Source organism: uncultured Gemella sp. (assembly GCF_963519265.1).
Lineage (GTDB): Bacteria > Bacillota > Bacilli > Staphylococcales > Gemellaceae > Gemella.
On sequence record NZ_CAUQNQ010000062.1, the window covers coordinates 1 to 7,036 of the forward strand.

A 7,036-nucleotide genomic window follows, 5' to 3' on the forward strand; every position below is an offset into this window, starting at 1 on the left:
TATGAATTTCTGTAGTGGCAAGTATAAATATTACATGTGCCGGTGGTTCTTCTAACGTTTTTAATAATGCATTAAACGCAGCAGTAGTCAGCATATGTACTTCATCTATGATATATACTTTATATTTCCCCTCTGTAGGTAAAAATTTAATAGCTTCTTTTATATCACGAACTTCATCAACACCATTGTTACTAGCAGCATCTATCTCTATAATATCAACATTTTCTTTTTGATATACTTCATTATTATTTACTTCGTTAGCGAATATTTTGGCTATTGAAGTCTTACCAGTTCCCCTTGATCCATAAAATAAATAGGCGTGACTAATTTGATCTTTATCAATCGCATTTTTCAAGACAGAAACTATATGATTTTGACCAACTATATCATTAAATGTCTGCGGTCGATATTTCCTATATAATGCTTGAAACATACAAACCTCCTAAATTATTTTAACCTATTTATTATATCATAATTTCAGCATTACTTATAGTAAAAACAATGGAATTTCCTACATTAATCTGATACTATTTTACTCGCTCTTTCTACAAAAAAGGAGTGTTCCCCAAAATTATGATTTCAGAGAAATCTATTTTGTCGAATCCCCCTCGTAAGGTATCAAAAAAACTTTTATAATGTGAATGGGAGTGACTCAAAAATTGTGATTTCTTAAGAAACAAGATTTTGTCGAGTTACCCTCGCACAGTTTATTAGATATCTAAAAAGCTTTTATAAAGCAAATTTAGATATCAATAAACCACTGCGTCTATGAGTTATCATATGCACTTTGTTAAAATTTAGGACTTTTGGGTCATCTCCAACCTATGAATTCTCGTATATAACTTTTTAAAAATTTATGACTTTTCGTCACTACCTTTTATAAACTACTGAGTAATAATTAAATATACTCCTACAACAAAACAAATTATACTCACTATCTGTAATATTCTCCCAGTTATTTTACTATCCTTTGCATACTTTTCAATATTTTCTGGTAACTTTGCTTCTTCATAACTTATACTGATACCACTAATTAAATGAGCATTATCCCCTCTTAGAATATACTTGGCTATAATGAATAATACCCCTGCGATATAAAACATTATAATAGCTACAGCATACTCTATATACTCACTAGGTAAAAGAATAGACGATAAGATTAAGATTTCACAAGGTAACATCAACAAAATCGCTGTACTTGTTTTCATAGTAATACACCCCTTTTTGTACTTCACTTAGATAAAATATATTTCAATTTTATTATACAATAACAAAACAACAATGGTCAAAACTTACCCAAAAATAACTCTCCTTACTGTAATTTCTATCCAGTAAAGAGAGTCATAAGTAATACGATTATCTCGTTTTATTTTCTATTGTTAATTTTGAATTTCAAGAATAGATCGTTATAGAATTGAATCATTTTTGGATCTAAATCTTCATACACTTCAGCTCTATTTCCAAAACTTTCTAAATCTGGATAAAATTGTTCATCACTTGTAGTTTCTTCTGATAACAATTCTTTAGCTTTAGCATTAGGAGTTGCATAGCCGATAAATTCAGAGTTTTTCGCTGCATTTTCTGGTTTTAACATAAAGTTAATAAATTTATATGCTGCTTCTTCATTTTTAGAAGTTTTTGGAATTACTATATTATCAAACCATAGGTTAGTTCCTTCTTTAGGTAATGCATAAACCATATTTTCATTTTCTTCCATAATTGATTTTGCATCACCTGAGAATACTACTGATACCCACGCTTCATTGTTAATCATAAGCATTTTCTTCTCATCAGAGTTAATTGCTTTAATATTTGGGTGTAGTAACTCTAATTTTCTTTCTGCTAGGTTTAGGTTTACCTCATTAGTATCATTTACAGAGTTTCCTTCTGATTGAAGAGCAATTCCCATCATTTCACGTGCACCATCAATTAATAAAATATTATTTTCTAAACGTGCATCCCAAAGGTCATTCCATTTTTCAAATTTAAGATCTTCAGGAACTTTAGTTTTATCATAAAGTATTCCTAGAGTTCCCCAGAAATAAGGAATTGAATATTCATTGTTTGGATCAAAACTTTTATCTCTAAATTGTTCCTCAATATTATCAAATCCTTCAATTTTACTGTGATCTAATTTTTTAAGTAAATTTAACTTTTTCATCTTTTTAATCATATAGTCTGATGGAATAACTATATCATAAGGTGTAGAGCCTGCTTGAATTTTTGTTAACATAGCTTCGTTAGAGTCAAATGTTTCATATACTACTGAAATTCCAGTTTCTTCTTCAAACTTTTTAATTAACTCTGGATCAATATATTCACCCCAGTTGAAAATTGTTAAAGTTTGTTTATCTCCACTATTTGAACTATTTATATAATTACGACTATATAATAATCCTAAACAAATAACTAATATTGAAATTGCTGAAATAAGTAATTTTTTCATATTATCTTACCTCCCTTTTTAATTTACTTGTATTGATTACATAATAAATTAATACCGCTACAACAACAAAGATAGTTAAAACTGTAGATAAAGCATTAATCTGTAAGTTAATTCCTTGTCGTGCCATTGAGTAAATTTCAACAGAAAGTGTTTGGAATCCATTACCTGTAACAAAGAACGTCACCGCAAAATCATCTAAAGAATAAGTTAATCCCATAAAGAATCCTGCCCAAATTCCTGGTGTAATATAAGGAATTACAATCTTACTCAATACTTGCGGGAAAGTCGCCCCAAGGTCTATTGCTGCATCAACCATACTTCTTGGCATCTCATATAGTTTAGGCAAGACCATTAATACAACTATTGGAATACTAAATGCAATATGAGATAATAATACAGACCAGAATCCTTGAATAGTCTCTAATCCTGTGTACTTAGAAATAAATGTAAACATTAATAAGAATGAACATCCGATAATAACGTCAGGACTTACAATTAGAATATTATTTCCTACTAAGAAAGAATTTTTCTGTTTATTAGATTTTAAAGAATATATTCCTAATGCTCCTAGTGTTCCAAAGATAGCGGAGAATAATCCGCAAAGCAGTGCAACTACTATCGTGTTAATTACAATAACCATCATACGCGTATTTTCAAATAAATCTACATAATGTTTCCAAGAAAAACCTTCGAAATCAATCATTGTCTTACCTGAGTTAAACGAGTAGTATGCTAGGTAAATTAGAGGTATATATAATATTGCAAAAATAACCCCTAAATATATTTTTGAAGTTAATTTCATTATTTTCTACCTCCAAAATTAGTTTTGTCTTTAGTATTTGTAAGAACCATTATGATTCCCATTACTACTATTAAGAATACTGCGATTGTTGAACCTACTCCCCAATTTTGAGTAACTAAGAAATGCTCTTCAATAGCTGTACCTAAGTTGATAATTTTATTCCCAGCAACAAGTCGTGTAATCATGAATAATGATAGAGCTGGGATAAATGTTACCTGAATACCAGTTTTAACACCATTAATACTTAGTGGTAAAATAATTTTTAAGAACGTAGTTTTAAAGTCTGCACCTAAATCATATGATGCTTCTATTAAGTTTTTATTCATACCAGATACCGAGTTATAAATAGGTAATAACATAAATGGTAAGAATATGTAACTTGATACAAAAATAAAACTAAATGAATTAAATAGTAAACTTTGAGAACCTATACCAATATACTCTAAGAAACTATTAATTGTTCCATATTCACCAAATAACCCTAAAAACGCATAAGTTTTTAATAAGATGTTAATCCATGTTGGTAAGATAATTAATAGAAGTAACAGTTCTTTATGTTTACTTTTATTAATAGCAAATGCTAATGGATAACTAATTACCAAACATATAAGTGTAATTAGAAACGCATACCAGAAACTATATAATGTCATTAATACATATGTGCTACTAAAGAATATCTTATAGTTTGCGAATGTAAAGTTTCCATCGATATCTCTAAAAGAATAATATACTATTAGTAATATTGGAAATACTACAAAAAGTAACATCCACATTACATAAGGAATCATAAAAAATGAGCGTGTTTTTTTATTGAACATTCTTTATTCCTCCTCTTCATATGATTCAAGACGAGCATCAAATTCTTCTTCAGTTTCTCCAGGCACCATGATATGTATTGCTTCAGGATCAAAGTTCAAACTTACAGCTGCTCCTGGTTTTGCTTGTTTTGTTGAGTGGACAATCCATTCATTATATTGATCATCTAAACAACAGATTTCATAGTGAACTCCTCTAAATAACTGTGTATCTACTACTACACTGATTTTACCTTTATCTGCACTTGTAATTTCTAAGTCCTCTGGACGAATAACTACTTCTACACGTTTGTTTTTATCTAAACCAGCATCAACACATTCATATTGTTTACCATAGATTTCTACTAAATAGTCATCTAGCATAACAGCATTAACAATATTAGATTCACCTATGAAATCAGCTACGAAACGGTTTACTGGCTCATCATAAATATCAGTTGGTGTACCACTTTGTTCAATTTTCCCATGATTCATTACGAAGATATAGTCACTCATCGCTAGCGCTTCCTCTTGGTCGTGAGTTACATAGATAAACGTAATCCCTGTTTGTTGTTGAAGTTCACGAAGTTCATATTGCATCTCTTGACGAAGTTTTAAATCAAGTGCTGATAATGATTCATCTAGCAAGATAATTTCAGGTTCATTAACAATTGCACGAGCTATAGCAACACGTTGTTTTTGTCCACCACTCATCTCACTTATATCACGATTTTCAAAGCCAGCTAAGTTAACTTGCTTAAGAGCTTTTTTTACTTTCTTATTAATTACTTCTTTCTTTTCATTTTTAATTTTTAATCCAAAAGCAACATTTTCAAATACATTCATGTGTGGGAATAATGCATAATCCTGGAACACAGTATTTACATGCCTCTTATTCGCAGGTAGATCATTAACTACTTTATCATCAAGTAGTACGTCCCCTGATGTTGGACTTAAAAATCCACCAATTAATTTTAAAATTGTACTTTTACCACATCCACTTGGTCCTAGTAATGTATAGAATTTCCCTTTTTCTATTTCTAAATCAATATTCTTTAATACATGTGTATTACCAAAAGACATGTTTACATTTTTAAATTCAACAATATTTGCCATTATTTTCTCCTTATAAATACGAATTAGTTGCTACAATTAATACTTCACATTCTTCATCAAATGGATTTGATATTCTATGTTCTGATGTAGCTAAAAAATAAAAACTTTCATGAGTCGAAGCAATAAACTCCTCATCACCTAATCTCAATTTACATTTCCCCTTCAGTACATAACATAATGTTTCTGATTCAGAAGGATCAAATGTTTTATAATTACTATTTTTATCTAGTTTCAATATAAGTGATTCCATCTCTTTTTCATTTGATTCTGGAACCAACCATGTAAGTTTATATCCTTCATCAGTTTCTTCATAACTAGTTTGATCTTCTAATGAATAATATACTTTCTGACTAGTACTCTCCTTATCAAAGAAATCTTTAGGAGCACATCCAAGAACTTGGAGTATATTAAAAAATGTTTCCATTGATGGTGACGCTAAATCACGCTCAACTTGAGATATATACCCTTTACTAAGGTCTGTACGTTCCCCTAACTCTTCTTGGGTGAGGTTTTTCTGGATTCGTAGTCTCTTTAATCTTTCACCTATAGAATACATAACTTCTCCTTTCTATAGTTAATAAGTTATTTTGTTTAACAATACATAACTTTTAGTTAATTTTGTTTATTATTATCTAACTTAACGTTATTATTGTTTACCATTAGTAAACTTATCGTTATTTGAGTTTGTTTATATTAAACTCTTTGTTTAGTATGATTAAATCATAAGTAATATATTACTATATTTTTAAGTTAAAATCAAGTTAAAATTATCTTATTTTTCAACTTTTTAATTATAATAAATTTTATCGGCAAAACCTATTATTCTTTATTATCTTAACGTTTTAGTATATAATGGTACTATTAATATAAGAAAGAAATCAAGGTACCATAATGAAATTTAAAATACTACAACCCTTCGCATCAGTTGAGGTTTATTTAAGTCAATTTTTGAAAGTGTCTAAAAAGAATATACATACAATTAGAATGCAAAGTCATCACGATAAAGAAACAATAAAAATTAATGGAAAAGAAGCAGATTTAACATCAAGTTTATCTACAAATGACTCACTAGAAATAAATATAGATTTAGCTACATCTAAGTACTTATCAAATACAGCCGCTACAATAAACAAAGAATACGAGGATGATTATATTCTTGTTGTATCAAAACCATTCGGTATTAAAACTCATCCAAATGATATAGAAGTTGAAAATGATACGTTAGTTAACTATTTAATAGCGGATTATAACTATCTAGAACCTATTCACAGACTTGATATAGATACTTGCGGTTTAGTGATTCTAGCAAAAACTCCTCTAATCAAAGCCAAACTAGACCAAATGCTTGAACAAAGAGCAATTAAACGCTACTATACAGCACTAATAAAAAATAATATTAAACCACAAACGATTAATACTAATATAGGAAGAGACAGTAAAGAAAAAAACAAAATGGCGGTAACAAGAAATGGGAAGAATGCTATTACTAACATACTTGAATGCAGTAAATTAGATCAAAATAGATTTGCAGTTCTTCTTTCACTTGAAACAGGTAGAACTCATCAAATAAGAGTGCATTTAGCTTCTATAGGAGTTCCAATAATTGGGGATAAATTATATTCGAAAGATGGTTATAAATACACTAAAATGTATCTAGGTGCTTTAAAAGTAGTTTTTCCACATCCTGTCACAGGAAACACTTTAGAAATTCAATCATCAATAGAAACAGAGTTTATACAATAACTAAAGAAAAACAGATGCGTATCATTACACATCTGTTTTCTTCTTATTATTTTTTCATTTGTTTTTGAGCTTGTTTTTGCGCTTTTTGCATGTTGCTCATAACTTGATTGATTTTTTTACGAGATGGTTTTTGTC

The 7,036-nt window shown here is 29.2% G+C and carries 8 protein-coding genes; 1 reads left to right on the forward strand and 7 read right to left on the reverse strand.

All coding sequences use genetic code 11. From position 1 onward, the window contains the following. From RWN11_RS06285 to RWN11_RS06315, 7 genes are all read right to left on the reverse strand, one after another. A partial coding sequence (locus RWN11_RS06285; RefSeq protein ID WP_314160908.1) for an AAA family ATPase occupies nt 1–433 on the reverse strand: 433 nt, incomplete at its 3' end. A 451-nt stretch (nt 434–884) separates the two neighbouring features. Continuing rightward, a complete protein-coding gene (locus tag RWN11_RS06290) occupies nt 885–1,208 on the reverse strand; it encodes a hypothetical protein (protein ID WP_314160909.1) in 324 nt (107 codons plus the stop codon). A 158-nt stretch (nt 1,209–1,366) separates the two neighbouring features. Next, a complete protein-coding gene (locus RWN11_RS06295; RefSeq protein ID WP_314160910.1) occupies nt 1,367–2,446 on the reverse strand; it encodes a spermidine/putrescine ABC transporter substrate-binding protein in 1,080 nt (359 codons plus the stop codon). A gap of 1 nt (nt 2,447) precedes the next feature. Further along, the gene (locus RWN11_RS06300; protein WP_314160911.1) at nt 2,448–3,248 is read right to left on the reverse strand and encodes an ABC transporter permease; all 801 of its coding nucleotides are present in this window, start codon (nt 3,246–3,248) and stop codon (nt 2,448–2,450) included. Beyond that, nucleotides 3,248–4,066 (reverse strand): ABC transporter permease, encoded by an 819-nt coding sequence (locus RWN11_RS06305; RefSeq protein WP_314160912.1) that lies wholly within the window; start codon nt 4,064–4,066, stop codon nt 3,248–3,250. The genes RWN11_RS06300 and RWN11_RS06305 overlap by 1 nt, the downstream gene beginning before the upstream one ends. Before the next feature lie 3 nt (nt 4,067–4,069). Then, complete coding sequence (locus tag RWN11_RS06310; RefSeq protein WP_314160913.1) at nt 4,070–5,158, reverse strand: ABC transporter ATP-binding protein; 1,089 nt, start codon at nt 5,156–5,158, stop codon at nt 4,070–4,072. 10 nt (nt 5,159–5,168) lie between these two features. Then, complete coding sequence (locus RWN11_RS06315; RefSeq protein WP_294682788.1) at nt 5,169–5,714, reverse strand: helix-turn-helix domain-containing protein; 546 nt, start codon at nt 5,712–5,714, stop codon at nt 5,169–5,171. A gap of 335 nt (nt 5,715–6,049) precedes the next feature. Between RWN11_RS06315 and RWN11_RS06320 the strand changes: the two genes are divergently transcribed. After that, nucleotides 6,050–6,901: an RluA family pseudouridine synthase gene (locus tag RWN11_RS06320; RefSeq protein WP_314160914.1), complete on the forward strand. Its 852-nt coding sequence runs from the start codon at nt 6,050–6,052 to the stop codon at nt 6,899–6,901. Nucleotides 6,902–7,036: the final 135 nt, after the last annotated feature.